Source organism: Kutzneria chonburiensis, assembly GCF_028622115.1.
Taxonomy (GTDB): domain Bacteria; phylum Actinomycetota; class Actinomycetes; order Mycobacteriales; family Pseudonocardiaceae; genus Kutzneria; species Kutzneria chonburiensis.
In genome coordinates, this window is sequence record NZ_CP097263.1 from 7,507,625 (window position 1) to 7,534,409 (window position 26,785).

23 protein-coding genes are annotated in these 26,785 nt (G+C 71.2%); 11 read left to right on the forward strand and 12 right to left on the reverse strand.

Going from position 1 to position 26,785, the window contains the following annotated elements; genetic code table 11:
- Window positions 1-12: 12 nt before the first annotated feature.
- Window positions 13-801 carry an ABC transporter permease gene (locus tag M3Q35_RS34590; protein WP_273936727.1) on the forward strand — a complete coding sequence of 263 codons (789 nt, stop codon included), beginning with the start codon at window positions 13-15 and terminating at the stop codon, window positions 799-801.
- Window positions 802-822: 21 nt separating this feature from the next.
- On the opposite strand, the gene M3Q35_RS34595 is transcribed toward M3Q35_RS34590, so the two are convergent.
- From M3Q35_RS34595 to M3Q35_RS34635, 9 genes are all read right to left on the reverse strand, one after another.
- A complete protein-coding gene (locus tag M3Q35_RS34595) occupies window positions 823-1,869 on the reverse strand; it encodes an aldo/keto reductase (protein ID WP_273936728.1) in 1,047 nt (348 codons plus the stop codon).
- 77 nt (window positions 1,870-1,946) lie between these two features.
- Window positions 1,947-3,176: an arginine deiminase gene (locus tag M3Q35_RS34600; protein WP_273936729.1), complete on the reverse strand. Its 1,230-nt coding sequence runs from the start codon at window positions 3,174-3,176 to the stop codon at window positions 1,947-1,949.
- A 134-nt stretch (window positions 3,177-3,310) separates the two neighbouring features.
- Window positions 3,311-4,114, reverse strand: coding sequence for a CPBP family intramembrane glutamic endopeptidase (locus tag M3Q35_RS34605; protein ID WP_273936730.1), 804 nt, complete (start codon window positions 4,112-4,114; stop codon window positions 3,311-3,313).
- 18 nt (window positions 4,115-4,132) lie between these two features.
- Window positions 4,133-4,921, reverse strand: a complete 789-nt coding sequence (locus tag M3Q35_RS34610) for a DUF2470 domain-containing protein (protein WP_273936731.1) — start codon at window positions 4,919-4,921, stop codon at window positions 4,133-4,135.
- Window positions 4,922-4,999: 78 nt separating this feature from the next.
- Window positions 5,000-6,160: a vWA domain-containing protein gene (locus M3Q35_RS34615; RefSeq protein ID WP_273936732.1), complete on the reverse strand. Its 1,161-nt coding sequence runs from the start codon at window positions 6,158-6,160 to the stop codon at window positions 5,000-5,002.
- Window positions 6,157-8,364 carry a DUF5682 family protein gene (locus tag M3Q35_RS34620; RefSeq protein WP_273936733.1) on the reverse strand — a complete coding sequence of 736 codons (2,208 nt, stop codon included), beginning with the start codon at window positions 8,362-8,364 and terminating at the stop codon, window positions 6,157-6,159. The genes M3Q35_RS34615 and M3Q35_RS34620 overlap by 4 nt, the downstream gene beginning before the upstream one ends.
- Entirely contained in the window at window positions 8,364-9,464 is a 1,101-nt protein-coding gene (locus M3Q35_RS34625; RefSeq protein WP_273936734.1) for an ATP-binding protein, read from the reverse strand. Before M3Q35_RS34625 ends, M3Q35_RS34620 begins: the two co-directional genes overlap by 1 nt.
- Window positions 9,461-10,828, reverse strand: coding sequence for a DUF5691 domain-containing protein (locus M3Q35_RS34630; RefSeq protein ID WP_273944575.1), 1,368 nt, complete (start codon window positions 10,826-10,828; stop codon window positions 9,461-9,463). Before M3Q35_RS34630 ends, M3Q35_RS34625 begins: the two co-directional genes overlap by 4 nt.
- Before the next feature lie 2 nt (window positions 10,829-10,830).
- Window positions 10,831-12,069: an SWIM zinc finger family protein gene (locus M3Q35_RS34635; protein WP_273936735.1), complete on the reverse strand. Its 1,239-nt coding sequence runs from the start codon at window positions 12,067-12,069 to the stop codon at window positions 10,831-10,833.
- A 153-nt stretch (window positions 12,070-12,222) separates the two neighbouring features.
- On the opposite strand from M3Q35_RS34635, the gene M3Q35_RS34640 reads away from it, so the two are divergent.
- The 3 genes from M3Q35_RS34640 to M3Q35_RS34650 are packed head-to-tail and all read left to right on the forward strand — an operon-like array spanning window position 12,223 to window position 15,253.
- Window positions 12,223-13,188 (forward strand): hypothetical protein, encoded by a 966-nt coding sequence (locus M3Q35_RS34640; protein WP_273936736.1) that lies wholly within the window; start codon window positions 12,223-12,225, stop codon window positions 13,186-13,188.
- Between the two features lie 11 nt (window positions 13,189-13,199).
- Window positions 13,200-14,234, forward strand: a complete 1,035-nt coding sequence (locus tag M3Q35_RS34645) for a hypothetical protein (protein WP_273936738.1) — start codon at window positions 13,200-13,202, stop codon at window positions 14,232-14,234.
- Window positions 14,231-15,253, forward strand: coding sequence for a hypothetical protein (locus tag M3Q35_RS34650; protein WP_273936739.1), 1,023 nt, complete (start codon window positions 14,231-14,233; stop codon window positions 15,251-15,253). The genes M3Q35_RS34645 and M3Q35_RS34650 overlap by 4 nt, the downstream gene beginning before the upstream one ends.
- Here the strand turns inward: M3Q35_RS34650 and M3Q35_RS34655 are convergent.
- Window positions 15,241-16,413: a homogentisate 1,2-dioxygenase gene (locus M3Q35_RS34655; RefSeq protein WP_273936740.1), complete on the reverse strand. Its 1,173-nt coding sequence runs from the start codon at window positions 16,411-16,413 to the stop codon at window positions 15,241-15,243. The genes M3Q35_RS34650 and M3Q35_RS34655 overlap by 13 nt on opposite strands.
- 69 nt (window positions 16,414-16,482) lie before the next feature.
- On the opposite strand from M3Q35_RS34655, the gene M3Q35_RS34660 reads away from it, so the two are divergent.
- Genes M3Q35_RS34660 through M3Q35_RS34670 form a run of 3 tightly spaced genes read left to right on the forward strand, consistent with a single transcriptional unit; the run spans window position 16,483 to window position 19,164 of the window.
- A complete protein-coding gene (locus M3Q35_RS34660; protein ID WP_273936741.1) occupies window positions 16,483-17,349 on the forward strand; it encodes a hypothetical protein in 867 nt (288 codons plus the stop codon).
- The gene (gene fahA / locus M3Q35_RS34665; protein ID WP_273936743.1) at window positions 17,346-18,521 is read left to right on the forward strand and encodes a fumarylacetoacetase; all 1,176 of its coding nucleotides are present in this window, start codon (window positions 17,346-17,348) and stop codon (window positions 18,519-18,521) included. Before M3Q35_RS34660 ends, fahA begins: the two co-directional genes overlap by 4 nt.
- Window positions 18,522-18,525: 4 nt before the next feature.
- The gene (locus tag M3Q35_RS34670; RefSeq protein WP_273936744.1) at window positions 18,526-19,164 is read left to right on the forward strand and encodes an IclR family transcriptional regulator; all 639 of its coding nucleotides are present in this window, start codon (window positions 18,526-18,528) and stop codon (window positions 19,162-19,164) included.
- Here the strand turns inward: M3Q35_RS34670 and M3Q35_RS34675 are convergent.
- Window positions 19,161-20,099, reverse strand: coding sequence for a sialidase family protein (locus M3Q35_RS34675; protein ID WP_273936745.1), 939 nt, complete (start codon window positions 20,097-20,099; stop codon window positions 19,161-19,163). The two genes, M3Q35_RS34670 and M3Q35_RS34675, sit on opposite strands and share 4 nt — an antisense overlap.
- A gap of 39 nt (window positions 20,100-20,138) precedes the next feature.
- Window positions 20,139-20,729, reverse strand: coding sequence for a TMEM165/GDT1 family protein (locus tag M3Q35_RS34680; protein WP_273944576.1), 591 nt, complete (start codon window positions 20,727-20,729; stop codon window positions 20,139-20,141).
- Window positions 20,730-21,082: 353 nt separating this feature from the next.
- On the opposite strand from M3Q35_RS34680, the gene M3Q35_RS34685 reads away from it, so the two are divergent.
- Genes M3Q35_RS34685 through M3Q35_RS48595 form a run of 4 tightly spaced genes read left to right on the forward strand, consistent with a single transcriptional unit; the run spans window position 21,083 to window position 26,775 of the window.
- Window positions 21,083-22,573, forward strand: coding sequence for a cytochrome ubiquinol oxidase subunit I (locus M3Q35_RS34685; RefSeq protein WP_273936746.1), 1,491 nt, complete (start codon window positions 21,083-21,085; stop codon window positions 22,571-22,573).
- A gap of 10 nt (window positions 22,574-22,583) precedes the next feature.
- Complete coding sequence (cydB, locus tag M3Q35_RS34690) at window positions 22,584-23,591, forward strand: cytochrome d ubiquinol oxidase subunit II (RefSeq protein WP_273936747.1); 1,008 nt, start codon at window positions 22,584-22,586, stop codon at window positions 23,589-23,591.
- On the forward strand, window positions 23,588-26,284 hold the full coding sequence (gene cydD / locus M3Q35_RS34695; RefSeq protein WP_337960505.1) for a thiol reductant ABC exporter subunit CydD: 2,697 nt from the start codon (window positions 23,588-23,590) through the stop codon (window positions 26,282-26,284). Before cydB ends, cydD begins: the two co-directional genes overlap by 4 nt.
- Window positions 26,242-26,775, forward strand: coding sequence for an ATP-binding cassette domain-containing protein (locus M3Q35_RS48595; RefSeq protein WP_337960506.1), 534 nt, complete (start codon window positions 26,242-26,244; stop codon window positions 26,773-26,775). Before cydD ends, M3Q35_RS48595 begins: the two co-directional genes overlap by 43 nt.
- Window positions 26,776-26,785: the final 10 nt, after the last annotated feature.

The window sequence follows — 26,785 nt, forward strand, 5'->3', positions numbered from 1 at the left end:
GGGGAGACCAGGATGGCGATGACGTCCATGGCGGCAACACCGGCGTTGCTGGGGCGGCGGATCGGCACGATGTGCCTGGTGGAGCTGCAGAAACTGCGGCACGACCGGACGGAGCTGGTCACCAGGGCGATCCAGCCGGCGCTGTGGCTACTGATCTTCGGGGAGACGTTCACGCGGCTGCGGGTGATCCCGACGGGGAACCTGCCCTACCTGGACTATCTGGCGCCGGGGATTCTGGCGCAGTCGGCGCTGTTCGTCTCGATCTTCTACGGGATCCAGATCATCTGGGAGCGGGACGCGGGGGTGCTGTCGAAGCTGATGGTGACGCCGACGCCGAGGCCGGCGCTGATCGCGGGCAAGGCGTTCGCGGCAGGGATCAGGGCGATCGCGCAAGCGGTGGTGGTGCTGGCGCTGTCGGCGATCCTCGGGGTGGCGCTGACGGCGAACCCGCTGAAGCTGATGGGAGTGCTGCTGATCGTGGTGCTGGGGGCGGCGTTCTTCTGCTGCCTGTCGATCACGATCGCGGGCATCGTGATGAGCCGCGAGCGGCTGATGGGCATCGGCCAGGCGATCACGATGCCGCTGTTCTTCGCCTCGAACGCGCTCTACCCGGTGGACCTGATGCCGACCTGGCTCCAGGTGCTCAACCACATCAACCCGCTGAGCTACGAGGTCGACGCGCTGCGGGGACTGCTGCTGGGCACGCCGGCGAACCTGGTGCTGGACTTCGGGGTGCTGGTGGGCACGGCGGTGCTGGGCATCGGGGTGGCCTCGGCGCTGCTGCCCCGGCTGGCCCGCTGAAGCCAACCGGGGCAACGAAAATCAGCGCGTCCAGCCGGGACCCCAACCGCCCTCGATCTGACGGCTGCGCTGTAGCAGCGCCATGCCGCCGTACGGGTAGTCGACCGCCAGCGCGCTGGCGGTGTCGAGCTGCTCCATCTCCTTCTCGGTCAGCACGAGATCGGCGGCAGCCAGGTTGTCGGCGAACTGGGCCTGGGTACGAGCGCCGATGATCACGGAGGTGACCTGCGGACGGCCCTTCACCCAGGCCAACGCGACCTGCGCGGGACTGATCTCCCGCTCGGCGGCGACGGCCCGCACGGTCTCGATGATGTCCCAAGTCCGTTGCGCGGCGTTGCGCTGGGCGAAGAAGCTGCGGGTGGTGGTGTTGGCCAGCCGCGTATCGGCCGGTGCCTCGGCGTCCCGCTGGTACTTGCCGGTCAGCACGCCGCCGGCCAGCGGCGACCAAGGCAGCAGCCCGAGGTCGGTGGACTCACAGGCCGGCACGATCTCCCACTCGATCTCCCGGCTGAGCAGGTTGTACTGCGGCTGAAGCGTGACGGGCCGGATGAGACCGCGGGCATCAGCCACGTCGACGGCCTTCTGCACCTGCCAGCCGAGGAAGTTGGACAGCCCGTAGTAACGGATCTTGCCGGACCGGACGGCGCCGTCGAGAAACTCCAGCGTCTCGGCGATCGGAGTCAACGGATCCCAGGCATGCACCTGGTACAGGTCGATCGTGTCGACGCCGAGCCGGCGCAGGGACGCGGTCAGCGCCTGGTCCAGGTGCCGTCGGGACAGCCCGACGGCGTTGGGGTCGGCGGGGTCGGTCGGGAACCGGCCCTTGGTCGCGACCACCATCCGGTCGGTGACCTCGGTCGGCCGCGCGGCCAGCCACTTGCCGACGATCGTCTCGGAGACGCCGCCGGAGTACACGTCCGCGGTGTCCAGCAGCGTCCCGCCCTCGGCCGCGAACGCGTCGAGCTGCGCGAACGAGCCGTCCTCGTCGGTCTCGCGGCCGAAGGTCATGGTGCCGAGCGCGAGCGCCGACACCGAGCAACCGCTGCCGCCAAGCCTTCGATACTCCACAATGGACTCCCCAGGGCGTTGAATGTCGTACGAAATCCATTCTGGCCCTGGAGTTACTCCATTTGCAGCGCTAATTCCTACAACGCGTCCCGCAGCACCGGGCACGACATGCAGCGCGGGCCGCCGCGGCCGGAGCCCAGCTCGGAGCCGCTGATCCGGAGCACCTCGATGCCGGCCTCCTCGAGCCGCACATTGGTTTCCACATTTCGCTCATAAGCGACGACAACGCCGGGCGCGACGGCCAGGGTGTTGTTGCCGTCGTCCCACTGCTCGCGTTCCGCGGTCACGGCGTCGAGACCGGTGTCGATCACCCGTAGCCGCTCGATGCCCATCGCCGCGGCGGCCGCTTCCAGGAACGGCGACGGCCCGTCCACGCTGACGCCACCGGCGCCGTCGGGCCGCAACGTGAAGGCGGACAACGAGTCGCGGATGGCCGGGTACATGACCACGGCGTCCCGGTCGACCATGGTGCACACGGTGTCCAGGTGCATGGTGGCGCGCTCCTGCGCGATCGGCACGGCCAGCACGGTGTGCGCGAGACCGTCCAGGAACACCGAGCGGGCGAACGACTCGGCGCCGGCCGGGGTGGTGCGCTCGCCGACCCCGATGGCCAACACGCCCTGGGACAGCAGCAGCACGTCGCCGCCCTCCAACGGGGCAGAGTGTGCGCCGTACGCCCGGGAGGTCTTGGCGAAGCGCGGGTGGTACGCGTAGATCAGGTCGGTGATCGAGGATTCACGGCGACGGGCCGGCATCACCAGCGACGACACGGCGACCCGGTCGGCGACCCAGGCCGAGGAGTCGCGGGTGAACAGCAGGTTAGGCAGCGGTGCGATGGCGAAGTCGTGCGGCTGGTGCATGTGCCGCACCAGCGAAGCGCCCTCAGCCGCCGGCAGCTCCTCGAACGTCATGCCGGCCATCAGCACGGTAGCCAGGTCGTCCGGGCCGAGCGTGGTCAGGTGCGACCGCAGCGCGTCGGCCAGGTCGATGCCGAGCTGCCGCTCGTCGACGGCGGCGTAGATGCCGGCGGCGCGGGCCCGCTGGTCGTCCAGCGAGGTCCGCAGCAGGTCGGCCAGCAGCAGCACCTCGACGCCGCGGGAGCGCAGCGTCTCGGCGAACGCGTCGTGCTCCTCCTGGGCCCGGCCGACCCAGGGGATGCCGTCGAACAGCAGCTGGTCGTTGTTGCGCGGGGTCAGCCGCTTCAGTTCCAGGCCGGGCCGGTGCAGCAGCACCGTGCGCAGCGGCCCGACCTCGCTGTCGACCCTCGGCGCGGGCGAGTCCGTGGCAGAACTGATGTCTGAGGTCACGGCTTCGAGGGTAACCAGGCGACAGTGGATTTGTCGCCCCTCAACCGGGTATTACGGCGATTTCAGAAACAGAATGACGTTCTGAGCAACGGTTCGTTAAACAAAAGTGCCATTCGAGCAGCGATCTGTTGTCGTCACAATCCGGGGATGACACCCTTCAGGAGGGCGTAGCCGACGAAGGAGAAGATGTCGAGGATGGTGTGCGCGATCACCAGCGCCCACAGCCGGTTGAACCGCTGCCACACCCGGCCGAACACCAGCCCCAGCACGATGTTGCCGAGGAAGCCGCCGAAGCCCTGGTACAGGTGGTACGACCCGCGCAGCACGGCCGCGGTGACCAGCGAGGTGTTCTCGCCCCAGCCGAACCGGCGCAGCCGCGTGATCAGGTAGCCGACGACCAGCGACTCCTCGGCCCACGCGTTGCCGAAGGCCGACAGGATCAGCACCGGCACCCGCCACCAGGTGTCGCCCAGCGCCGACGGCACCACGTTCAGGTTGATGCCGATGGCCCTGGTCAGGAAGTAGAACCCCAGTCCGGGGATGCCGATCAGCGCGGCCAGGCCGCAGCCGGCCAGCAGGTCCTTGCCCGGCCGGGTCCGGTCGAGTCCGACCAGTCGCGGCCCGATGCCGGCCCGCCACAGCAGGTACGCGCCGAGTGCGCCCCAGGCCAGCAGTTGCAGGATCCCGGCCAGCTGGGCCAGCAGGTCCAGCAGGTCGATCGACGCCTGCTTGACGTTCAGCGCCACGCTCTGCTTGTTCAGCGGCGCGGTTTGGAGCAGCGAGTTGAGCAACGAGATCAGGCTGCGGATCCCGGAAAGCCCCAGCGTCGCGCTGAAGACGATCAGCAGTTCCCAGGTGTAGCCGCGCCGCTCCGTCGGATCGGTGATCGCGTCCGTGACCCGCGCCGGGGCCAGCCAGCTGCGCACAACACTCGCCATGCCGGCGGACGCTACCCGTTACCCCCGCTGGGCCTGTGTCAAGAACGGGCAGCCCATCAGGCGTCGCAGCTCGCCGGACAGCTCCGTGGGCGTGCTGACCGGGTGCGCGAAGGCGATCCGGACGTCGTGATCACCTTCGACGGCCTCCACGCGCAGCCGCAGGCCGAGCCGGTCCAGGCCGAGCGGGCGGACGTGGCCGCCGCGCAGGTGCTCGGGCAGGTGTCGGCTGAGCAGCTCGACGACGTCCCGGTGGGACAGCTCCAGGTGCCGCAGCCACTGATCTTCCTGCTGGTGGAACGGGTCGGGCTGGGCCTCGCCGAACTCGCTCGGCCGAACCGAACTGGTGCCTTCGGCGTCGGCGACGACCATCGAGGCCGGCGTCAGCCGGAGCACGGTGGCGCCGTGGCCGGCGTCCAGCAGGCGCGGATCGGGCTTGGCCTCGACGACCTCGAGGACGGCGGCCCGGGCCTCCTCGCCGTCCAGAGCCCGCAGCCAACCGGTGATCCAGAGCAGACCGCGCACCGGCTCGCGCAGCGGCACGGGCGCGGTGTCGGCCAGTTCGAGCATGCCGGTCAGCTCGCCGCGCGGGGCCTGCGCGGCCAGCCCGACCAGCGGATCGTTGTCACGGAACAGGAACGTGGCGACCCCGTTCGCATGCACGTGGTGCAGCATCGGCACGGTCCGGGACGCCGGGGCCGACGCCTCGTCGGCCCCGGGCAGCACCGCGGCCCGGCCCCCGCGCGCGGCGATCGTCCTTGCCCGCTCCGCCGCGGTGGGCGCCGGCGGCCGGTACGTGGCCTGGCTCATCGCTCACCTCCAAGTTAGGTCACCCTAACCTCTGTCGGCCGGTCTTGGGAAGGACTCGTTCGAGTGTCCCTGACCAGGTCATCTACCGACCGCCATGCCCGCTTCCTCCGCCCAGGCTGCCACGTCGTCCCGCCGCAGCGCAGCCGCCAGCAGGTCGGGGAACCTGTCCGGAGTACAGGCGAAGGCCGGCGCGCCCAGTTCGGACAGCCGCGCGGCCAGCTCGTGGTCGTAGGCCGGCGCACCGCTGTCGGACAGCGCCAGCAGCACCACCACGGTCACACCGCTGGCCACCAGCTCCCGCACCCGGCGCAGCAGCTCGCCGGCCACGCCGCCCTCGAACAGGTCGCTGATCAGCACCATCACCGAGTCGGCCGGCCGCTTGATCAGCGACTGGCCGTAGGCCACGGCCCGGTTGATGTCGGTGCCGCCGCCGAGCTGGGTGGAGAACAGCACGTCCACCGGGTCGTCCAGGGTCTCGGTCAGGTCGACTACCTCGGTGTCGAACACCACCAGCTTGGTGTCCACGGCGCGGATCGAGGCCAGCACCGCGCCGAACACCGCGGAGTAGACCACCGACTCGGCCATCGAGCCGGACTGGTCGACCAGCAGCACCACGTCCCGCAGCGAGGCGGTGCGCGACCGCCGCTGACGGCCGATCAGGTCGCCGACCACCACCGTCTTCTGCGCCGGCTGGTAGTTCTTCAGGTTGGCCCTGATGGTCGTGGCCCAGTCCACATCGGACAGACGAGGGCGACGGGTGCGCCGCGACCGGTCGATCGCCCCGTGCACGGCGGCCAGCAGCCGGTCGGCCAGCTTGCGCTCGACCTCCTCGACCACCTTGCGCACGACGGCCCGCGCGGTTTCCCTGGTACGGGCGGGAATTGCCTTGGACAGCGAGACGAGCGTGCCGACCAGTCGCACGTCCGGCTCGACCGTCGACAGCAGTTCCGGCTCCAGCAGCAGCTTGTTCAGGCCGAGCCGCTCCACGGCGTCGCGCTGCATCACCTGCACCACGGAGGTCGGGAAGTACGTGCGGACGTCGCCGAGCCAGCGGTGCAGGACCGGGTTACTGTTGCCCAAGCCGGCAGTGCGCTTGCCGTCGCCGCTACCACCGTCACCGCCGCCGTAGAGCGCGGTCAGCGCCCCGTCCCGACGCTCATCGTCCGCGCCCAGACCGCCCATCTCACCGGCCGCGCCGCCGAGCAGCAGCCGCCACCGCCGTTGCCGTTCGTCGCTCACGCCGATGCTCCGATCAGGTCGCGGACGTGGGCGGCCAGGCGCTCGGCCCGGTCCTCGTCCCAGTCTCCGGTTGGCACCACCACGGTCCGGCTGCCGCCGGCCATCACGCGGTCGCCGAGGGTGCGGCGCTCGGCCGAGCTGAAGTCGCCGACCGCGCGCCGTAGCAGCGGCAACGCGTCCGCGAACGCCTCGGGCGACAGGCCGGTGAGCCAGGTGTCGATCAGCGCGAACATCCGGTCGTCGGCGGCCAGCAGTGCGGCCGAGCCGCGCAGGAAGCCGGCCACGAAGGCCGTCGCACCGGAGGTCGAAGACTCTGCGCGGGAAAGCTGGGCGGACACCGCTCGATGCAGTCGGGCGGCCACGGAATCTGTATCCAGGTCGCCGGATTCCCACAGCAGCCGAGTCGCCCGACCGGCCGGCAGACCGTGTGCGTCGGCCAGCCCGACCAGCCGGATCAGCGCGTCCCGCCACACCGCCCGGTGATCGTCGTCGGCGGCCAGGCCGGCGGCGTCCTGGGCGGCGTCGAGGGCGGCCACCAGCTGGTCGGCGGTGTCGTCGTCCACGTTGCGGCAGGCCAACGGCAGCCCGACCGCGCCACGGGCCAGCAGGCCGTGCAGCGCGGATCGCAGCAGCTCGGGATCGGTGCCGCGTACGGAGCCGTAGCGCACTGTGCTGGCCAGGGAGGGCAAGGCCTGCAACAACTCGGCGGCGTCGGTCGCGGCGGCGGCGCACCGGTCGAGGGCTCGACGGGCAGCGGCCACGGCGGCCGGCGACTCGCAGAAGACCGACTGCTCCAACACTGTGGCGGCCTTGGCCACACGGTCGGCGTCCTCGGCGCGCTGACGCAAAACCTGCTCAGCTGCGGCTTCCACGGTCGTGCCGTGCCGCGCGGCGGCCGCCACGGCGACTGCGAGGCTCGGATCCCAGCGCACCCGCCACGCCTCGGCGAAGGTGCCGGTGCTGTTGGTGTGGTCGTGCTCGCCCCACGGCACGTCCAGCACATTCAAGCGCCGCAACAACTTCGACCGCTCGCGGTCCATGTCCTTACGGAGGTCGAGCCGGAACTGCTTCTCGATCGCGGCCGCCGGCAGCCGCAGACGTCGTTGCAGGCGTTCGAGATCCGCGGCCAGCGGCGAGCGCGGCACGCCCTCGCCGACCATGCCCAGTTCCTCGCCGACCACCAGCTTCTCGTGCACGATCCGCAGCGGCGTGTCGTCACCGCCGCACAGCACGGCCAGCGTCGCCTCGCTGACCTCGGCCAACCCGGGCGACGGCCGGCCTCGCATGGCCGCCAACGCGTCGGCCAGCCGTACGGCCTCGACGGCGCTGGCCGTGGACGCCGGCAGATCTTCGTCACGCAACACCTGGCATGCGCGGGCGAACCAGCGCGGCACCGCGTCGCCGGCGGCCGCGGTCTCCCACAGATGCGCGTACCAGCCGGGGGAGGCGATGCCGGCGCCGTACCCGGCGGCGTTCGCCAGCCGGCCGTGGCTCCACGGCACCCAGGTGCCGCTGATCTTCTTCTTCGGCAGGCCTTTGAGCAGCGCGGTATCCGCCCCCACCGTGGGCAGGTCCAGCAGCGCCGGCACGTGCCAGGCACCGCAGACGACCACGATCGGGCCGTCGACCTCCTTGAGCCCCTTGCGGATCGCCTGCCGCATCGCCGCCTCGCGACGCAACGTGCGCTGGCCGACGTGGTCGGCGAACTCCTCCCGCAGCGCGGTCATTGCCTCGGCGACGGCCTGTGCCAGCCCGATCGGATCGGCCGCCGCGTGGTGCTCGACGACGTCCTCCCACCAGCGTTCCGGGTCGTCGAAGCCGGCGGCCTCAGCCAGCAGACCCAGCGGGTCGATGGCCACCCGGTCCGGCTCGTCGTCCTCGCCCAGCGTCGCCGCCGCGGCCAGGTCGAAGAACCGCAGCGGGACGGCGTTCTCGTCGGCCCAGCGCAGCGCCTGCCACTCCGGCGAGAAGCCGGCGAACGGCCAGAACGCGGCCGTCGCCGGATCGGCCTCGTCGTGCAGCAGCAGCGCGACCGGCGGGGTCAGCCCGCTCACGTGCGCGACCAGCCCGTCGGCCTCCGGCGGCCCCTCCACGAGCACCAGCGCCGGCTCGACGGCCGCCAGCGCGGCGGCCACCATCCGCGCCGATCCCGGCCCGTGGTGGCGGATGCCGAGCAGCGTGACGCGGTCGGGGAGCTTGGGCATCAGGCGTAACCGGCCAGGTCGTGGTCCTGGCAGGCGCGGTACAGGTCGCGCCACTCCGGCCGCTCCTTGACCACGGCCTCCAGGTATTCCTGCCAGGCGGCGGTGTCCGACACGCGGTCCTTGACCACGGCGCCGAGCAGCCCGGAGGCCAGCTCGTCGGCCCCGAGGTTGCCGTCACCGAAGTGCGCCGCGAGCGCCATGCCGCTGGTGATCACGGAGATCGCCTCGGCCGTGGACAGGCTGCCGCTCGGCTTCTTGAGCTGAGTGCGACCGTCCACCGTGGACCCATTGCGCAGCTCGCGGAACACCCGCACCACCCGGCGCACCTCCTCCAGGGCCGGCGGCTCGGCCGGCAGCTGGAGCGCCCGCCCGAGCTGGGCGGCCCGGCTGGAGACGATCTCCACCTCGGCGTCCTCGCTGGCCGGCGGGGGCAGCACCACGGTGTTGAACCGGCGGGCCAGCGCCGAGGACATCTGGTTCACGCCACGGTCCCGGTCGTTGGCCGTGGCGATGATCGAGAAGCCGGGCACGGCCTGAACCTGGAAGTTCAGCTCCGGCACCGGCAATGCCTTCTCGGAAAGCACGGTGATCAGCGAGTCCTGCACCTCGGACGGCATCCGGGTGAGCTCCTCGACCCGGGCGATGGCCCCGGTCTTCATGGCCCGCAGCACCGGGCTGGGCACCAACGCCGCCTCGCTCGGCCCTTCCGCGATCAGCCGGGCGTAGTTCCAGCCGTAGCGGACGGATTCCTCACTCGTGCCGGCCGTGCCCTGCACGACGAGCGTGGAGTCGCCGCTGACGGCCGCGGCCAGGTGCTCGGACAGCCACGACTTCGCGGTGCCGGGCACGCCGACCAGCAGCAGCGCGCGGTCGGTGGCCAGCGTGGCCACGGCGACCTCGACGATCCGCCGGTCGCCAACGTACTTCGGGGTGATGGCGGTGCCGTCGGGCAGCTCGCCGCCGAGCACGTAGCGGACCACGGCCTGCGGCGACAGCTTCCACATCGGCGGCTTCGGGCGGTCGTCAACCGCCGCCAGCGCTTGCAGCTCGGCGGCGTACTGCTGCTCGGCAGACGGCCGCAGCACGGTTTCGGAAGTCACTGATCGCCCTTTCGATCGAACGCGTCCCGCAGTTGGACGCGCAGGTGCAGCACGGCTTGTTCGTTGGTGTGTTCCGGCCAGCGTTCGGCGATCCGTGGCCATTGCGCGGTCAATACGCCGACATCGCCTCTGGTCAGCAGTACGGGCGGCGGCCGCCCGGTGCGCCACCCGGGCGTGACGGCGACGACGAAGCGTTCCAGCAGCGCCTCGGTGGTGCCGGCCGACCACGGCCCCGGCAGTTGCGAGCAGCCGTGGTCGAGCAGGTCGTACTTCCAGTCGTGCGACACGGCGACCAGCACTTCGGAGGCTGTGCGTGCCGGCAGCGAGTCGATCGCGTCCAGCAGCGCCATGCCGGTCAGCACCTCGGACGCCGCCAGCGCCCACGGCACCGGGTCGGCCGCCAGCGGTAGCGCATCGGCGATGCCTTGCAGCAGCGGCTTGGCCCATGGGCTGGCCATCACCTGGTCCAGCTCCCAGAACTCCGGTGGCACCGACGCCGCGGCGGCGCGCAGTCGGCCGGCGATGCCGATCTCGGTGTTGCCGTCGTGCAGCAGGTCCCGCTTCTCGGCCTCGTCCGGCTCCAGCTCGAACCGTCCGTCCGGGATCACGTCGGCGTCGCGCAGGCCGTCCCAGAGCCGGCGCTCGGCCCGCTGCGCCAACGCCGTTCCCGGCAGCTTGCGCAGCAGCCGCAACGCCAGGTCGTGCACGCCGGCGGCCCGGTCGTCCAACGCGGCCTCGAGGATCGGCTCGTCCTCGATGGACAGGCCGACCTCGAGCGCGTTGATCAGCAGCTGCCGATCGGTCGCCCGGCGCTCTTCCGGGAACCGCTCCGCGATCAGTGCTCGGACCGCCCCCTGGTCGGTCCGCCGCCACAGCCGCAGCGCGGTCAGCCGCCTGCCGGCCGGCGCATCCGGGTCGTACGGCTCCTGCTCGTCGACGCCGATCGCCCACGACCAGTCCTTGCTCAACTGCGCCAGCCACCGGCCGCGCGCCCCCAACACGAGCCGGATCGCCGGTCGCAGCGTCGGACGCCCCCCGCCCAGCGCCAGCAACTGCGGCAACTGGGCATGCGTCGCAACGACCTTGGCCCGGCTGGCCGCCGCGCACCACTCCGTCAGCAGGGCTTCGTCGTCCCAGCCCAAAACCTGGGCCAGCACGGTGCGCGCCGAATCACCGGCCAGCTGCGCATTCTCCGGCGGTGCAAGGGAAATTGGCGTCAAATCGGCCGGCGTCATCGGCAGCCGCGCGCCGAACCGGGCCACGCCCAGCGCCGCGCAGTCGGTCAGCAGCGTGTCCCGGTCGACGTTGCCTCGGCGCGTCCCGACGAGCAGCTGTTGCACGGTGTCCTGCCACCGTTGCTCCATGTTCACGACACCACCTCCGGGAACGCCCCCGGCTCGGCGATTGCGCACAGCTGAAGGGAATTCCCGTCCCACAGCCCCATCGCGTCGAACGGCGCGCCGCCGGTTCGGGCCAGCGCCTGGGCCAGCGACGCGCCCGCCCGTACCGGCAGGGCACGGTCGACCACGTCGACCAGGAACAGCGACCGGTCGTCCCTGGCCGGCTTCGTTGCCTTGGCGCACAACGGAACCAGCCGCAGCCACGGGTCGCCGGCCAGCAGCGGCTCGGCCGCCGCCAGCGCCTGCTCCCACGTGTCCGCCACCGGAATCGGGCCGGCCGGACCGGTCCGCGTTATCTCGCCGACCGCCACCCGCCGCGGCAGTCCGCCCGGATAGGGATGCATCACCGCCGTCAATTCCGCCCCAGGAGTCATTGCCGGCACGGGAATCGCGCCGCCGGCCGCGTGCCGCGCCGTGTACACCCACTGCTTGCGGGAACGCCCCCATGCCCACTGGCGCACCGTGCGTACCTTGCCGTCGTCGCTGTCCATACGGAGCAGGACCACCCAGTCGTCGGCCCAGCTCTCGCCGGCCCGCACTTCTTGCTCCGTGGTGGTGAAGCCGAGCCGAACCCTTGCCGCGTCGGAGAAATCGGTGCGTGTGAGCAGGTAGAGCCGTCCGATGTGGTCGGTCGCCTCCTCGTACCAGCGCGGGCGGTTGGCCCCCACCACCGACCGCAGCTCGCCGATCGCCGAGGCGATGCCGGGCGCCTGCGCATCCACCATCCGGGCCATGATTCCTTGCCACCACGCCTGTTCCCGCGACGGCAACGTGTGCAGGCCACCGGCCGACAGGTCGGTCAGCCAGTCCGTGAGGCCGGCGATGCCCGCCCGTACCGACTCCTCGCGCCGCTTGCCCGGCTGCGCCGGCTTGCGTTCCGCCGTGGCCCGTGTGTGCCGGGCCCGCAGCCAGTTGCCGACCCACTCCGGCTGATTGCCTTCCTGGGTGGAACCGTTGACGTGCAACAACTGTAGGGCCACCGCGTGCTTGCACGGGAACTTGCGCGACGGGCACGAGCACTTCGTCGCCCGGTCCGTGAGGTCGACGCAGACCTGATACGGGCTCTTGCCGCTGCCCTGGCACAGCCCCCACAGCGCGGCGTCGTCGCGGCCCAGCTCCGGCCACTTCGCCGGCGCCGCCAGCTTGCTGGCCCCGGTCGCCACCTGGCGGTCCGGCGCCTGCGCCAGCACTGCTTCCACGTCCATGCCAATGACCATATGGGCACCCCCCGACAGTTTCACCGACCTTCACTTGCCCCGGTCCGTTCCCGCAGGTCACAGTCGGATGAAGCCGTTAGGCCGGGCGAGTGCACCCCTGATAGGAATCAGCGCGTCAGCCGAGGGGGATTGGTGGCAAGGGTGAGGACTGCCGTCTGGCAGCCGCCGACGGGCCGGCCGGCCGGTCGGGACCCCGACGTGCGGCGGAGTCTGCGGCTGCTGCGTGAGCACAGCGACCGGCTTGCACGGGCCTGGTCGGGCTTGGTCTTCCTCGCGCTGCTCTGTCTGTTCACCGGTCTCCCGGTGAGCACCGGCCTCGCGACGGTGGCGGTGCTGTTGGTCAGCCGGCGCATGATCACGCAGTGGCTCCGGGTGGGGCGATACCGCGCCGTGGTCGACGAGCTGCTGGCCACCGAGCCGGCCCGCTCGATCGAGGCGGAGCACCTCGGCGGTCAGCTGTTGAGGATCGACGGCAACACACTGCGCTTCCCGATTCTCATGCCGACGGTCCGCCTGGCCGACCACGTCTGGCTGGTCGGCCCGAATGCCGCCGGCCAGGCGGTCGTGTTCGGCGACGCCGTGGTGTACCCGAACTTCGGTCAGACGGTGGCGGAGCCGGCGCAGCACCTGTCCGGCCAGCGGCCGGCACGGGGCGAACCTCAGGTGGGGGCTCGGTCCTCGGCGCGATCGGCCGCTCGGGGTTTCGCCCGGCGCTGGGCGTTCACCGCGCTGATGGTCATCTCGATCGGCACCGAGCTGGCGCCGCAGCCGCAGGTGCTGACCTGGCTGTACGTGATCGCCGCGCTGACGATCCTGGTGCTGGCCGGCCGGCAGTGGCTGCGCATCGTGCCCTGCTTGCAGGCACCGGGCCTGCTCCGCGCGCCGCTCGTCGACTACCCGGCGAAATTGGGCCCCGACCAGTCGGTTGTCGTCACCTTGCCGGACGGCTCCGAGTTGGCCGGCAAGGTCGTGTGGTCCGTGCAGCTGCTCGCCAACGTGCGAGCCTCGGGGCTGCTGTGGGTGGCGGGCATACCCGCTCCCGGTATGACGCTCGGTGTGGGCGTGCCGGACTATCCCATCGCCGGGGTCGTCCGGTTCGACAAGTAGGGGGAACAGGGGTGGACAACGCGCAGTTGTCGGTGGCCGTGTGGCGGCCGATGGAGTCGTGGCAGACCGAGGACAAGGCGGTCGAGCTGCGGATGCAGGTCTACGCACGGGGAGCCCGCAATGCGGTGACGGGGCTGGTCGTGTCGTTGGTGCTGGCCGCGGTGCTGGTGGCCTTCCTGCGCACCGTGAGCGCCTTCGGTGTGGTGTTCGGGCTGAACGCGATCCGGCTGGCGGTGGCCGGCATCCGGCACCAGGTCCGCTACAGCCGCTGGCTGCCGGCGGCGAGGAGCCTGCTCAACGGCACTCCGGCGCAACGGCTGGCGGCGCGGATCGTGGCGTACAAGGGCGAACGGGTGGTGCTGGCGGTCGGGGCGATGCATCTCCAGGTGCGGCCGGTGAACTGGGGCCTGCGGCAGGTCATCGCCCGTACGGGCGAGATCACGGTGGTCGGCCCGGATGCGGACGGCCAGGCGGTGGTGTTCCTGGACGGCGTGCCGACGCCGCTGCCGGCCAAGGTCGTGGCGGCTCCGGAACCGACCGAAGCGGAGCCGGTCGTGCCGGTCTCGGTCAACGGCGCCGAGGACCAGGTGCCGAACTGGGCCGCCCGCCGGATCGCCTGGCTCAACTGGATCCCGCTCGCGGTGGCGCTGGTCGTGCTGGCCGGATTCATCGCCCTGGCGCCGAACTCCCAGGTCGCGGTGTTCTACGCGAGCGGTTTCGGGGTGCTGCTGCTGGTCGTCGCGATCCTGTTCCTGTTCGTGCCGAGCGACCAGCTGCGGCTGCGCAAGCTGCTGGCCGCCGGGCAGTGGCAGGCCCACCCGGTGACCATCGAGTCGTGGAAGGGCGAGGTGCGGCGGCCGGTCGGTGAGCTGACGCTGGTGCTGGCCAGCGGATACCGGTTGTCGATCAAGTTCGCCACGACCGAGCTGGTGGCCAACATCAGCGCCACCGGCACGCTGTGGATGGTGGGCCTGCCCGGTGACCGCAAGGGCGCCGCGGTGGGCATCCCGGGCTATCCGATTCTCACGGCTGCGAGGTTCGCGTGAACGACATGTGGCGGCCGCCGGCCGTGGCGCTGGGCAGCGACCCGGCGGTGCAGTTGCACCTGAACTACTGGCGCAACCGCAAGCTGGTGCGGCCGATCGTCGCGTTCCTGGTGCTGGCGGTGCTGATGTTCTTGCTGCACCGGGGTTTCAGCATGCTGGGGGTGCTGTTCGTGGTGCTGGCGGCGGTGACGGCGGCGGCTCCGATTCAGTTCCGGTCGCGGATCGGCTGGTGGTTGCCGGCGGCGCCGTCACTGATGGACGGTGCGCCGGTGGTGCGGGTGCGCGGCGAGGTGGTCGGCGGCGACAAGGCGTGGATGCTGCTGTCGGTTGACGGGGGACGGCTGCACCTGCGGGTGACGAACGTGCGGCGGCCGATCCGGCAGCTGGTGGCCAGGCAGCGGGAGATGTCGCTGATCGGCCCGAACGCGGACGGCGTGGCAGCGGTGGTGCTGGACGGAGTGTCGTTCCCGCTGCCGGCGAAGGTCGTGCCGGCGCCGGCCGAGCCCCGGCCCGAGCCGATCACGGAGGAGGACCTGTCGCGCCTGGCGGCGGCCCAGGCGGCCCTGCTGGTGTGGTTCGGGGTCGGCTTCGTGACGTTGCTCGGCGCGAGTGTGCTGTTCGATCTGCTGCTGGTGATGGACGGCTGGATCGCGGCGACGATCGGCTTTGTCATCGTCCTGCTCGCGGGCTTCATCGCGAGCTTCTTCCGGCGCGGCGACCAGCACCGCATGGTGAAGCTGCTGCGCAACGGCCCGTGGCAGGCCTACCCGGTGCAACTGCTGTCCTGGACCGGGAATCCCGGGCTGGTCGGCCGGCTACGGCTGGCGCTGACCCTGCCGGACGGGAGTCAGCTGCCGGTCAGCGCGCGGCTGGCGCCGTCGTGGCTGATCGCCAACATCAGCGCCACGGGCTACGTGTGGGTGGCCGGCAGCCCACACCGCGACCAAGCGGCCGTGGTGGGACTGCCGGGCTATCCGCTGGTGGCGGCGGTGCGGTTCCGGGAGCTTCAGGCCCGCTGACGGCGGGCCCAGGTCCAGGCGTACGCGTCGTCCTCGCACGCCTGGGCCGCCTCGCCGAGTTCCAGCGGGCGGAACGTGTCCACCATCACAGCGGTCTCGTCGAAGAAGTCCGCGCCGAGCGACGCCTCGACCGCGCCCGGCTGCGGCCCGTGCGTGCAGCCGGCGGGGTGCAGGGACAGCGAGCCGATGCCGATGCCGGAGCCCTTACGGGCCTCGTAGTTGCCGCCGACGTAGAACATCAGCTCGTCCGAGTCGACGTTGGCGTGGTTGTACGGCACGGGAATCGACAGCGGGTGGTAGTCCACCTTGCGCGGGCAGAACGAGCAGACCACGAAGTTGGGGCCCTCGAACGTCTGGTGCACCGGCGGCGGCTGGTGCAGCCGGCCGGTGATCGGCTCGAAGTCCCGGATGTTGAACGCCCACGGGTACAGGCAGCCGTCCCAGCCGACCACGTCGAACGGGTGGTTGGCGTAGGTGAACCGGGTCACGCCGGCCCGGTGCCGGACCAGCACGTCGACGTCCTCGCCGTCGGCCAGCAGCGGCTCGGACGGGCCGCGGACGTCCCGCTCGCAGTACGGGGAGTGCTCCAGGAACTGGCCCTTGGTCGACAGGTAGCGCTTGGGCGGGCCGATGTGGCCGGTGGCCTCCAACACGAGAATGCGCATCGGCTCGCCGGCGGTTGGCACCACCCGATAGGTGCACGAGGTGGGGATCACCACGTAGTCGCCGTCGCCGACAGCGATCGACCCGTAGATCGTCTCCACCATGCCGGCGCCGGTCTGCACGTAGAGCAGCTCGTCGCCGGTGGCGTTGCGGTAGAGCGGGCTCGGCGCGGTCGCGGCGACGAAGTTGATCACGACGTCGGAGTTGCCGAACAGCACCCGACGGCCGGTGACGGCGTCGGCGTTGTCCCAGTTCAGGTCGGGTGTCTTGAAGTGTCGAGGCTTCAACGGCAGGTTCGGCGTCGGCGCCTGGCGGTGGTCGTCGACCACCTGTGCGTCGACGATCGCGGTGGGCAGATACCGGTGGTAGAGCAGGGCCGAATCCGACGAGAAACCCTCGACTCCCATCAGCTCCTCGGCGTACAGGCCACCCTCCGGCGTGCGGAACTGGGTGTGCCGCTTGCGGGGGATCTCGCCGACCTGTCGGTAGTAAGGCATTGGGCTCTCCGGGTGTCCGATAGTCGGACATCTTTGTTCAGCTGCCGTGACACCGCTAGCGTGTCACCCGTGTCAAGCGCTGTAGAACTCCGTGCGCCCGGTCCACGAGGCACGCCGCCGCTGCTCGCGAGGCTCGTCGACGACGCGGCGCTGTTCCCGCCGGGCAACGCGACGATGGCCGACGCGGTCCGGGGGCACCTGGACGGGCGATCCGGCGAATGGGCCGGTGTGCTGGGCCTTTTCCTGTGCCCGGCGTCCCGCCTGCCGGAGCTGATCACCGAGCTGATCAAGGTCAAGCCGGTCAAGCCGGTGGCCATCTCGCTGGTCATCGACACCGGCCTCGGCGGCGTCCCGAAGGCGGTGTCCATCGTCGAGTCGCGCAGCGAGCTGCTGTCGCTGCGGATGGTGGAGATGCCGGCCCCGTCGGACGTGGACGAGGTGTGGCTGGAACGGGTCTCGGAGTTCGTGCCCGAGGACGTCATCCGGGTGGTCGAACCGCGTCGGGGCGGCGCGGAATGGCTGGACGGCGTCGCCCGGGTCATCGAGCACGGCAGCTGGCCCAAGCTGCGCTGTGGCGGCCTGAGCCAGGAGGCCTTCCCGAGCGTCGACCAGGTCGCGGACTTCCTGTCCGTGGTCTCCGGCGGCGGTGTCTCCTTCAAGGCCACGGCCGGCCTGCACAACGCGGTCCGGCACACCTCGGAGGAGACCGGGTTCACCCACCACGGCTTCCTCAACCTGCTGGTGGCCACCGCGCGCTCGCTGTCCGGCAAGGACGTGCGGGAGGCGCTGGCCGAGACCGACGGGGAGAAGCTGGCCGAGGAGGCCAAGGCGCTGTCCGATCCGGCCGCGCACGCGGTCCGCGGGGTGTTCGCGTCCTACGGCTCCTGCTCGCTGACCGATCCGGTCACCGACTTGGAGAAGCTGGGGCTGCTGTGAGCTGGATCGACGATCCCGAGTTCACCGGGAACCACCCGTTCGGTCCGCAGACGCTGCCCTACGGCGTCATCGACGAGGGTGTCGCGGTACGGGTCGGCGGGCAGGCGCTGCCGCTGCGGCCCATCGCGTCGTCCTTCGGCGACCGGCTGGCCGGGCTGGTGTCCGCCGACAGCCTCGACCCATTGCTGGCCGCCAACCGGCCGCTGTGGAGCGAACTGCGGGCCCGGCTGCTCGAGCTCGTCACGGGGACCAAGGCGCCGCAGGGGGCCGTGCTGGCGCCGCTGGCGTCGGCCCGGCTGCCGTTCACGGTCGGCGACTACGTGGACTTCTACTCGTCCCGGCACCACGCCGAGAACGTCGGCAAGATCTTCCGGCCGGACGGGGCGGCGCTGCTGCCGAACTGGACGCACCTGCCGGTCGGCTACCACGGCCGGGCCGGCACGGTGCAGGTCTCGGGCAGCGACGTCGTGCGGCCCAAGGGCCAGCGCAAGGGCGAGCACGGTCCCGTGTTCGGCCCGAGCGTGCGGCTGGACATCGAGGCCGAGGTCGGTTTCGTGTGCGGCGGCCCGGTCGCTCGCGAGGTCCACACCTCGGCAGCGGCCGAGCACGTCTTCGGCGTGGTGCTGGTCAACGACTGGTCGGCGCGGGACATCCAGGCCTGGGAGTACCAGCCGCTGGGCCCGTTCCTGGCCAAGTCCTTCGCCACGTCGGTCGGGGCCTGGATCACGCCGCTGGAGGCGCTGTCCCGGGCCCGTATCGCGCCGCCGACGCCGCCCAACCCGCTGCTCCCGTACCTGGTCGAGGACGTGGACTGGGGGCTGGACCTGGAGCTGCGGGTGTCGTGGAACGACACCGTCGTCTCCAGTCCGCCGTTCGCCACCATGGCCTGGACGTTCGCGCAGCAGCTGGCCCACATGACCGTGAACGGCGCCACGGTGCGGCCCGGCGACCTGTTCGCCTCCGGCACCGTTTCCGGGCCGGACAAGTTCCAGCGGGGCAGCTTCCTGGAGCTCAGCTGGGGCGGCAAGGAGCCGGTCGAGCTCAAGGACGGCAGCTCGCGGACCTTCCTCGAGGACGGCGACACGGTCGTGATCACGGCCACCGCGCCCGGCGAGGACGGCACCGTGGTCGGGTTGTCCGAAGTGGCCGGCACCGTGAGACCGGCGGCCTGACGTGATGGAGCCGGCCACTCGGGAGAGTTCGCTGACCCTGGAGCGGGGCCTCGCCCTGCTCCAGGCGGTGGCGGACTCCGACACGGGTGCGCCGAGCATCAGCGATCTGGCCACCGCCATCGGCGCTTCGCGGGCCGCCGTCTACCGGCTGCTGGTCCCGTTGCAGGCCCGCGGCCTCGTGCTGCGGGACGGCTCCAAGGTGCGGCTGGGGCTCGGCGTGCTCCAGCTGGCGGCCAAGGTCGTGCCCCAGCTCCGCAATGCCGCCACGCCGCCCCTCAGGGAGCTCGCTGAGGGCGTCGGGGCCACCGCCCACCTCACCGTGGCCGAGGGCCACGAGGCGCAGGCTGTGGCCGTCATAGAGCCTTCTTGGACGACCTATCACGTGGCGTACCGGGTCGGCACGCGTCACCCCGTCACCCGGGGCGCCGGCGGCAAGGCCATGTCCCTGCCGCCCGGCGGCCCCGAGTGGGTCGACAGCACCGGCGAACTCCAGCCCGGGGCGTACGGCGTCGCTGCCCCCGTACGGGGCGTGCCGGGGCTGCGGGCCAGTGTCGGCGTGATCTCCATGGAGCCGCTCGACCAGACCGTGGTCGGCCCGCTGGTGGTCGCCGCCGCGGCCGCCGTCGCCCAGGCACTGAGCTAGACGGTGTGCCGCCAGCTGTAGCGGATCTGGTTGGTGCCGTCGTCGGTGTGCCAGAGCAGGTACAGGTAGGTCCCGTCCGGACGTTGCACGAACGTCGGGCCATAGGCGCTGCCTCCGACGCCGGCGTCGGTACCGGTCGGCCAGTACTCGCCGTCCGGGCTGATCGTGTAGTACAGGTGATCGTCGCCCGGGACGCCCTTCCAGCCCAGGTAGAGGCCGTTGTCGTAGGTGGCAAGGGTCGGGCTGCCGCTGGTGAAGCCGGCGATGGGCGGGCTGAACGTGGTCCAGTTCTCGCCGTCGGCCGAGGACGAGTAGAACAGCCGGTTGTCACCGGGCTGGCCCTTCCAGGCCAGCCGCAGCCGGTTGTCGAACACCGTCAGGGCGGGGCTGTCGCTGGTGCCGCCGGGCACGATCGACGACGTCGACCAGTGCACGCCGTCGGCGGTCGAGGCCACGAAAATCCTGGTGTCCCCGGGCACGCCCTTCCAGGCCTGGTAGATCCGTCCGTTCCAGACGGTCAGCGCCGGGCCGTCGCCGGTCCCGCCGCCGGGCATGGGGGTGGGCGTCGACCAGTCGAAGCCATTGCCGGACGAGGCCATGAACATTCGAGTGTCGCCGTCGACGCCTTTCCAGCCGACGTAGATCCGGCCGCCCATCACGGTCGCGGCCGGATTGCCGCTTGTTCTACCCGGAAACGCCTGAGGGCTGCCGTATAGGCCATTGGTGGTCATGCCGTCATCGGCGGTATTGCGCCATACCGTGAAGATGTTGCCGTTGAGGTTGGCCGCGCCGACCCGGCCGGCGACGGAGTAGCCCAGCTCGAAGCGCTGCGGCGGGTTCCAGCCGCTCGTCGCGGCCGCGGCCGGGCCTGCGGTCAGGCCGCCGACCAGCGGCGCGGCCACCAGTGCGGCGACAAGTAGTCGTTTGATCTGCATGGCGGACACGCTAGGTCGGGGCGTTTATTTTTCATTCAATTAGCCGGCGATGGTCTGATACAGCGCGAACAGTGCGAAGGCGGCGAAAACGAATCCGGCGATGCGCTGGATCAATTGCGGACGGACCCGGGCGCGAATCTTGCGGCCGATGAGGACGGCGATGCCGGCCACCGCGACCAGGGCGAGCCAGGCGCCGATGCCGACGGCGAAGGGGTGGCCGTAGTGGGCGGTGAGGCCGGCGGTGGCCAGCTGTGAGGCGTCGCCCCACTCGGCGGCGAACAGCACGCCGAACGACGTGAGGGCGGCCCGCCGGAAGGAGACCTCGCCGGTGCCGGAGCGGGCGGCGTCCTGCTCACTGTCCTCCTCGGCGCCGAAGCCCTCGCGCAGCAGCATGAAGGCGCCGACGGCGAACAACACGGTGACGATGCCGGCGGTGATCCGCTCGGGCAGCAGTGTCAGCACGCTGCCGAACGACACGGCGATGACGCACTGCACCAGGAACGCCACGCATACGCCGACGAACACGGGCCAGGCCCGATAGCGCGTGGTGAGCACCAAAGTCGCGACCAGCGTCTTGTCCGGGAGCTCGACGGCGAGCACCACGGCGAAGGCGGTCAGCAGGACCAGCAGGCTTGCGGCCACAGGGGTCGATCCCTCCCACGTGTGGCCCGACCGGGGGATGACGCGCGAACCCCGACCGGGCGCGAAATCACCCGGCCGGAGGTCTCGTTCGCCCGCGTCACGCGGGTGAGGCACCGGATTCCGATGGCGGAACCAGTATGTCGATGGCCTCGCCGAAGCCGCCGAGATGAAGGCGGACCTCGGGAACTACTCCCCTCAGGCGCTATCCATCATAGCGTGCGCATGAGTTCGCACGACGCGAGTCGCATCACAGGGTCCCGGTCCACCCAGGACCAAGGTCCCGACCGAAGGGGACGCCGGGACCTGAGCGGGGACCCCGTCCCGGTGGCACTGTCATCAGCGTGGACGTACTCGATGTGGCCAGGTGGCAGTTCGCGATCACCACCGTCTACCACTTCCTGATGGTGCCGTTGACCATCGGGCTGTCCATTGTGGTCGCGGTCATGCAGACCGCCTGGGTGCGCACGGGGAAGGCGCACTACCTGGCGATGACCAAGTTCTGGGGCAAGCTGATGCTGGTCAACTTCGCCATGGGTGTGGTCACCGGCATCGTGCAGGAGTTCCAGTTCGGCATGACCTGGTCGGCCTACTCCCGCTTCGTCGGCGACGTGTTCGGCGCGCCGCTGGCCATGGAGGGCATCGTCGCCTTCATGGTCGAGTCGACCTTCCTCGGCCTGTGGATCTTCGGCTGGTCGCGGCTGCCCAAGCGGGTGCACCTGGCCTGCCTGTGGGCGGCCTCGCTGGCCTCGACGGCGTCGGCCTACTTCATCCTGTCGGCCAACTCGTGGATGCAGCACCCGGTGGGCATCCAGCTGGTCGACGGCAAGCCGCAGCTGACCTCGATCTGGGCGCTGCTCACCAACAACACCGCGATCGCCGCGTTCACCCACACGGTGTCGGGCGGCTTCGCGGTGGCCGGCACGTTCCTGGTCGGGATCTCGGCCTGGCATCTCTGGAAGAAGCACAAGCTGTCCGCTGTGGACGACGCCGACCGCAAGGTCTGGTCGGCCTCGCTCAAGCTCGGCGCCTGGATCGGCATGGTCGCCTTCGCCGCGGTCGCGCTGACCGGCGACACCCAGGGCAAGCTGATGTTCCAGCAGCAGCCGATGAAGATGGCCGCGGCCGAGGCGCTGTGCCACACCGAGGCGCCGGCCAGCTTCTCGATCTTCGCCTACGGCGACGTGTCCCGGCCGGACTGCGAGAACGTCAAGAGCATCACCGTGCCGGCGCTGCTGTCCTTCCTGGCCCACAACGACTTCTCCACCGAGGTCAAGGGCGTGCAGGACCTGATCCCGCTGTACGAGCAGAAGTACGGGCACAACTACCCGGTCGACCCGAGCCTCGGCGCGCTGTCGGGGCAGCCGATCGACTACGTGCCCGACCTGCCGGTCACCTACTGGGGCTTCCGCTTCATGATCGGCTTCGGCGGCATCGCGGCCGGCGCGGCGCTGCTGGCGCTGTGGCTGACCCGGCGCGGCCGGATCCCGCGCACGAAGTGGTTCCCACGGTTGGCTTTGCTGTCCATCGCGACCCCGTTCCTGGCCAACAGCTTCGGCTGGATCTTCACCGAGATGGGCCGGCAGCCCTTCGTGGTCGTGCCCAATCCGACCGGTGTGGACGGTGTCTTCATGTACACCGCGCAGGCGGTGTCACCGGGGGTGTCGGCCGGCCAGGTGCTGACCTCGCTGATCGCGCTGACCGCGGTGTACGGGGTGCTGGCCGTGGTCGAGGTGTTCCTGCTGGTGCGCTACGCCAAGGCGGGAGTGGCCGGCGTGATGCCGCCGGCCGATGAGAAGAAGTCCGACGACGACGTGCTCGCGTTCGCGTACTGAGGAGCCTGCCGTGGACCTGCCTACCCTGTGGTTCTGGGTGATCGCCGTGCTCTGGACGGGCTACTTCTTCCTGGAGGGCTTCGACTTCGGCGTCGGCATGCTGACCCGCCTGCTGGCTCGGGACAACACCGAGCGCCGGGTGCTGGTGAACACCATCGGCCCGGTCTGGGACGGCAACGAGGTGTGGGTGATCGTGGCCATCGGCGCCACCTTCGCCGCGTTCCCGCCCTGGTACGCCACCATGCTCTCGGCCGAGTACCTGCCGGTGCTGCTCATCCTGCTGGCGCTGATCGGGCGCGGCGTGGCCTTCGAGTACCGCGGCAAGGTGGACAGCGACCGCTGGCGGCGCGGCTGGGACCTGGTGATCCTGCTGGGCTCCTGGATCCCGCCGCTGGGCTGGGGCCTGGTCATCACCGGCGTCGCCACCGGGCTGCCGATCGGCAAGGACGGCGTGCTGGTCGGCGGTCTCGGCGCGCTGTTCACGTGGCCGGCGGTGCTGGGGGCGTTGGCGCTGGCCGGATTCAGCCTGCTGCACGGCTCGGTGTTCGTGGCGCTCAAGACCGACGGCGAGATCCGGCATCGGGCGCATGCGCTGGCGCTGCGCTTCGGGCCGCTCCTCCTGCTTCCGATGGCCGCCTTGCTGGTGTTGGTGCAGGTACGCCAGGGCGGTCTGGTGACCATCGTGATCGCCGCGGTCGGGCTGCTGGCCGGGGCCGGTGCGCTGGTACGGCTGGCGGCCAAGCGTGAGGGGCAGGCGTTCGCCCTGCTGGGCTTGGTGATTGCCGCCGCGGTGATGTCGCTGTTCGGCTCGGACTTCCCGGCCATCATCTCGTCCACTGTGGACCCGAGCTTCTCGTTGACCGTGGCCAACTCGGCGTCCAGCCCGTACACGCTGGGCGTGATCACCTGGGTCGCCGCCTTCGGCACGCCGGCCATCTTGGTCTATCAGGGCTGGACGTACTGGGTGTTCCGCAAGCGCATCAGTGCGGCCCACATCCCGCCGGTGCACGTGCCGTGAGCCGCGGACCGCTGGGCGACCTGCCGGCGCTGTCACCGACCACGCGCCGCGCGCTGGTGGTGTGCGGGCTGCTGTCGGTGCTGAACGCCGTGTCCGTGGTGGCGCAGGCGTGGGCGCTGTCCTCGGTGCTCGCGTCCGTGGTCACCGGGCACGGCGACCGGCCGTTCGCCCTGCTGGCCGGCGCGGTGATTGCCCGGTCAGTGCTGGTCTGGGCGCTGGACACGATGTCGGCGCGGGCTGCTGCCGGGGCCAAGGAAGAGCTGCGGGCCCGGGCGCTGGACCGGGCCATGGCGCACGGTCCGGAGTGGATCGCCACGCACGGGCCGGCGGAGCTGACCGTGGTGGCCACCAAGGGTTTGGACGCGCTGGACGCGTACTTCACGCGCTACCTGCCGGCGCTGGTGACCGCGGCCGTGGTGCCGGCGTTGGTCGGCCTGGCCATCCTGGTCACGGACCTTCAGTCGGCGGTGCTGATCGTCATCACGGTGCCGCTGATCCCGCTGTTCGCCATCCTCATCGGCCGGTATACCGAGCAGCGCACGGCCAAGTCGGCCGACGCCACCGCGCGGCTGTCCGGGCACCTGCTGGAGTTGGTGCGCGCGTTGCCCGTGCTGACCGCGTTCGGTCGGGCCGAGGCGCAGGCCGAGGCGGTGCGCCGGGTCGGGGAGCAGCACCGCAAGGCCACCGGAACCACGCTGCGGGTGGCTTTCCTGTCGGCGTTCGCGCTGGAGACCATTGCCACGCTGTCGGTGGCGCTGGTGGCCGTGGACATCGGCTTGCGGCTGGTCGGCGGTTCACTAGGCCTGGCCACCGGGTTGCTCGTGCTGGTGCTGGCCCCGGAGTGCTACCTGCCGCTGCGCGCCGCTGGCGCGGCCTTCCACGCCAGCGAGGACGGCCTGGAGGCGGTGCGCCGCGTCGCCGAGATCGAGCCCGTCGACCAGCACCGCGGCGAGATCGCCGACGGCGAGATCATTGTTGACCGGCTCTCGGTGGAGCGGCGTGGTCAGCTCGCGCCCGACGGGGCGTCGTTCACCGTCCGATCAGGACACATCACGCGCCTGGATTCGCCCAGCGGGGCCGGGAAATCGACCACACTGGCCGTGCTGCTCGGCTTTGTGCGGCCCACGCGGGGCCGGGTAACGGTCGGCGGTGTCGATCTGTCTACAGTGGATTTGTCGACATGGCGACGGCAGGTGGCGTGGGTGCCGCAGCGCCCGGCGTTCAGCGCCGAGATCGTCGCGGACGAGCTGGCGTTGGTCGGCGGCGACCTGGCCGGCGTGGCCGAGCGGATCGGTGCGGCGCACCTGCTGGAGCGGCCGATCGTGGAGCTGTCCACCGGCGAACGGCAGCGGGTGGCCATCGCCCGGGCGCTGCTGCGGGTGGACCAGGGTGCGCGCTGGCTGCTGCTGGACGAGCCGACCGCGCACCTGGACCCGGCGACCGCCGGGCTGGTCATGACGGCCATCGAGGACGCCGCCGCCACCGGCGTCGGCGTGCTGCTGGCCACGCACCGGATCGCCGCCGCCGAGGACGCCGCCGTTGTCGCTGAAGTGGCGTCGGAGGCCACCAAGTCGGATCTGGTGGCGTCGAAGGCCCGCGTCACGGACCTGCTGAACCGTCGGTCCATGATCGGCGTCCTGCTCGGTGTGCTGGCCGTGGGCAGTGGCATCGCGCTGACCGCCACCGCAGCCTGGCTGATCGCCCGCGCGTCCCAGCAACCGCCGGAGGCCGCGCTCGCGGTCGCCGTGGTGGCGGTGCGGGCGTTCGGCCTGAGCAAGGGTGCCTTGCGCTACGTGGAGCGCCTGGTCACGCACGACGCCGCCTTCCGGCTCGGCGGCCGCCTGCGGACCGAGCTCTGGGCGGCGCTGGTCCGCATCGGCCCAGCCCGTACCACCACGCTGCGCCGCACCGACGGCGTGCAGCGCCTGGTCGACGACACCGACACCGTGCGGGATCTCGTGCCCCGCGTGCTGGTGCCGCCGCTGGTCGGCCTGCTGGTGGCCATCGGCGCGGTGATCCTGGAGGCCGCCGTGCTGCCCGCCGCCGGCCTGGTGCTGGCGATCGCGTTGCTGGTGGCCGGCGTCGGCGGGCCGTTGATCGCCCTGGCGGTGGAGCGCCGCGCCACCTCGGCCCTGGCCGCCGGCCGCCGGGACGTGGCCGCCAAGGTGCTCACCCTGTTCGACGCCGCCCCCGACCTGATCGCCTTCGGCGCGGTACGTCGCCGTCGAGCCGAACTCGCCGCCGCGGATGCCGAACTGGCCGCCACCGCTCGCCGGCAGGCGCTCGGTGCTGGGGCCGCAAACGCTCTCGTCACGGCCTCGATCGGCGTGGCGACCCTGATCTGTGCCTGGCTGGCCGCTTCGGCCGCCGGGCTCGACCCGGTGCTGGTGCCGTTGTTGGCGCTGGTGCCGTTGGCCACGACCGAAGCGGTCGCGGCCATTCCCCCGGCAGCTCAGCAGTGGGGTGCCCTCAGGTCCGCACATCAGCGGGTCACTGAGCTGACCGGGACTTGCGGGGAGGGGGCTCGACTCGTCGGGAGAGCCCTTCTCCCCGCAACACCATTCGATTGGCCGGTGTGGACGTGCGGTGGCCGGGGGCAGTGCGGCCGGCGTTGCGTGGCGTCGAGCTGGACGTCCCGGCGGGGAGTCACGTGGCTGTTGTCGGGCCGTCGGGGGCCGGCAAATCCACGTTGATGGCTCTACTGCTGGGATTCCTGGACGCCGATCGAGGCGTGGCGGAGGTACCGGGAGTCGTGTCGTGGTGCCCGCAAGAGCCGCAGCTGGTGTCGACGACGGTGCGAGAGAACCTGCGGCTGGGGGATCCCGAGGCGGACGACGAGCGGCTGCGGGAAGCCTTGCGGGACGCGCAGCTTGGTGCCTGGACCGAGCGGCTGGACGTGGTGGTGGGCACGGGCGGGGCGGCGGTGTCGGGCGGGGAGGCGCAGCGGCTGGCGATGGCCCGGGCGCTGCTGCGGGCCGATCACGCGAGCCTGGTGCTGCTGGATGAGCCGACGGCCCACCTGGACGAGCCGACGGCGGCGGCGCTGCGGCAACGGCTGCGGGAGCGGCTGGCCGGTCGTACCGTCGTGCACGTGACCCACCGGCTCGACGAGGCGGCCGAGGCCGACCTGCTGATCGAGGTGCGCGACGGCAATGTCCGGGTGCGCAAGCGAGAGGCGGTCTAGGCTCGAATGC